Raw genomic sequence first — 2723 nt, 5'->3', positions numbered from 1 at the left:
CCAGTTTGTACAATCTGTCTTTCCATCGCTGTGTAAGCCTCTGTTAATTGCCTGTCCGTAATTCTGCTTGTTATGCGCTTAATCTGCGCCTCCGTGAAATCTGTGCTTAAGTCCGTGCCTGCTGCGTTTGTGTGTGAAATTTTCTCGCCTATACAATCTGTGCCTAAATATCGTGTGTCTTTTGTCGCGTACCCAATCGCAGCACGCGTGTCTCGTATCGGTGTAATCCAGTTGTGCGCAACGTCAGCTGTCGTTTTGTCCATGTTTGCGTATTCCGGAGCATCCGGCCACTCATTCCGACAACATCCGGCCACTGATTCCGGGGTATCCGGCCACCCTGTGACGCATTGCCGTGAGGCAGTGTGTTCAGGGTATCAGGTTTGAGGGTTTTCGTCATCTGTTTTGACGGTTGTTTTCCGCATGGACTGACCCTCAAGTTCGAGGCGGTAAGCATTGTGAACGATGCGGTCGAGGATGGCGTCTGCGAAGGTCGGTTCACCGATGATGTCGTGCCATGCCTTGATGGGTAATTGGCTGGTGATCATGGTTGATCCGCGGCCGTAGCGCTCTTCGACGATTTCCATCAGATCGCGGCGCTGCGTGGCGGTCAGCCGGTCAGGCCCCCAGTCATCAAGGATCAGGAGCTGTGCCTTCGTGATGCTGCGGAACAGGCGAGGAAAGCGCCCGTCGCCATGGGCCAGTTCCAACTCTTCGAAGAGGCGTGGCATGCGTCTGTAGACCACGGTCACGCCGTCTCGACAGGCCGCTTGCGCCAATGCGCAGCCAAGCCAGGTCTTGCCGACCCCACAGGGGCCGGTGATGATCAGGTTGCGCTTGTCGGTGATCCATCTGCCGGTGAGCAGGCTCTGGAACAGGGCCTTGTCGAGGCCGCGGCGTGCGCGGTAATCAACATCTTCCGGGCAAGCGCCTACATGGCGCAGCCTGGCGGAGCGCATCCTGGCCTCGAACCGTTTTGTCTCTCGGCTGGCGATCTCACGGTCGATGAGCAGGCCAAGCCATTCAGCGTGGTTGAGATCAGCTGAAGCCTCCTGAGCTTGTAGTTCGCCAAAGGCTTCGGCCATACCGTCCAGCCGCAGGGCCTTCAAATGATCAAGGGTTGGGTGGTGAAGCATTGTATATCCTTTCAATGGAAGTAATCGGCACCACGGATGTTGGGGTGGGTGATTGCAGGCTCCTCCGTGGCGCGGGTGCGGGGCTTGCTGTCCAGCCCATTCTTCAGAATGGATTGGAGCGACGAGTAGGATCTAGCGTTGATCTCCAGCGCACGGCAGCACGCTGCATCAAGTCGGTCCGGGCCGAACTTGTCGGCTAGGCGGATCACACCGAGACAAGTCCGATAGCCCTGTTCGGGGTGCTTGCGGTCACGCATCACGACTTCGGCAAAGATGGCGACGTTTGGCCCAATGCGGGCAGCGCGCGCTGTTATGCGTTGTGGCGTCCAATCTTCGCGGAACTTGTGGTGCGCAGGCATGTGATCGCGCAGTGTCGAGTGCTGCCCGTTGCTGGAGGTGCGCACATGCGAGGCGACGCGTTGTCCGACATGGAAGACTTCGATGGTGCGGTCAGTGATCCGCGCCCACAGATCTTTCTTCAGCAACTGATAGGGCACCGAGTAATAATGCTTGTCGATTGCGATGTGATAATCGAGCCCGGCCCGGCACTTCTTCCATTCCGCATAGACGTAGGGGGCCACTGGCAGCGGCTTCAGAGCCGGCTTGTCCAGTTGCGCAAACAGATGCCGGCGGCAGGCCCCGAGATGGCGCGAGACTTTGTCGTTGAGCCGATCACGCAATGGGTGGATGGCCGCGTTCACCTCTACGAGGCTGAAGAATTGACGATTGCGCAGTCGCGCCAAGATCCAGCGTTCAACCAGCAAAACCGCACCCTCGACCTTGGCCTTGTCCTTGGGTTTGTGCGGTCGCGCAGGCACAACGGCCGTGTCGTAATGACTGGCCATATCCGCGTAGGTCCGATTGATAGCCGGGTCATAAAAGCAGGCCTTTGTGACTCCCGCCTTCAGGTTGTCCGACACGACCTGCGCAGTGACGCCCCCGAAGAAGTTAAAGGCGCGCACATGGCTGGCGATCCAGTCTGGCAGGGTTTGGGTCCAGGTTGCTTCGACATAGGTGTAGTTCGAGGCACCGAGCGTCGCGACAAACAGTTGCGCTGTGCGCACCTCCCCAGTCTGGGGATCAATCACATCGATGGTGTGCCCTGCGTAATCCACAAACAGCCGTTCGCCCGCAGGATGACGTTGCCGCATCACAGGCGACAGCTTTCCTTCCCATCGCGTGTAAAGTTCGCAGAACCGAGAGTAGCCATATCCCTCGGGGTGACCGGCGCGATATTCCTCCCATAGCAGCGAAAGCGTCACACCCTTACGGCGCAACTCTCGGTGAATATGTGTCCAGTCGGGCTCGGTCGCGCGGTTCGCAATATCGCGCGCCGTGCGTGGGTAAATCAGGCGCTCAAGGTCCGTATCGGACATCTCTGGCGGTAACGGCCAGCTCAGATTAACCTCGGCAGCGCGATCCAGATAGGCCTGAACCGTTGTCCGCCCGATCGTCAGGCTGACCCCAATTTTACGGGTCGAAAGACCATCAGCTGACAGCCGCAAAACATCTCGTATCTTCCGCATCGGCAATCTCTTCATCGGGCTTCCCTCAAAGCTAAAAAGCCAGACGGTAGCCAGTTACAGATTG

The 2723-nt window shown here is 58.1% G+C and carries 3 protein-coding genes; all 3 read right to left on the bottom strand.

Annotated features, from left to right (window positions below):
* A partial coding sequence (locus VGP75_RS01820; RefSeq protein ID WP_327542024.1) for a hypothetical protein occupies nt 1–263 on the bottom strand: 263 nt, incomplete at its 3' end.
* A gap of 111 nt (nt 264–374) precedes the next feature.
* Nucleotides 375–1133: an IS21-like element helper ATPase IstB gene (istB, locus tag VGP75_RS01815; RefSeq protein ID WP_327542023.1), complete on the bottom strand. Its 759-nt coding sequence runs from the start codon at nt 1131–1133 to the stop codon at nt 375–377.
* Nucleotides 1134–1144: 11 nt separating this feature from the next.
* Nucleotides 1145–2674 (bottom strand): IS21 family transposase, encoded by a 1530-nt coding sequence (istA, locus tag VGP75_RS01810; protein WP_327542022.1) that lies wholly within the window; start codon nt 2672–2674, stop codon nt 1145–1147.
* Nucleotides 2675–2723 lie beyond the last annotated feature (49 nt).

It is taken from the genome of Yoonia sp. (genome assembly GCF_036007805.1).
GTDB lineage: Bacteria > Pseudomonadota > Alphaproteobacteria > Rhodobacterales > Rhodobacteraceae > Yoonia.
Note: the sequence above shows the minus strand (reverse complement) of the source record. Positions and strands in the feature narration are given on the sequence as shown.

Coding starts and splice junctions, on each gene's coding strand:
- istA (WP_327542022.1), bottom strand. CDS start 2,674: ATGAAGAGATTGCCGATGCGGAAGATACGAGATGTTTTGCGGCTGTCA.
- istB (WP_327542023.1), bottom strand. CDS start 1,133: ATGCTTCACCACCCAACCCTTGATCATTTGAAGGCCCTGCGGCTGGAC.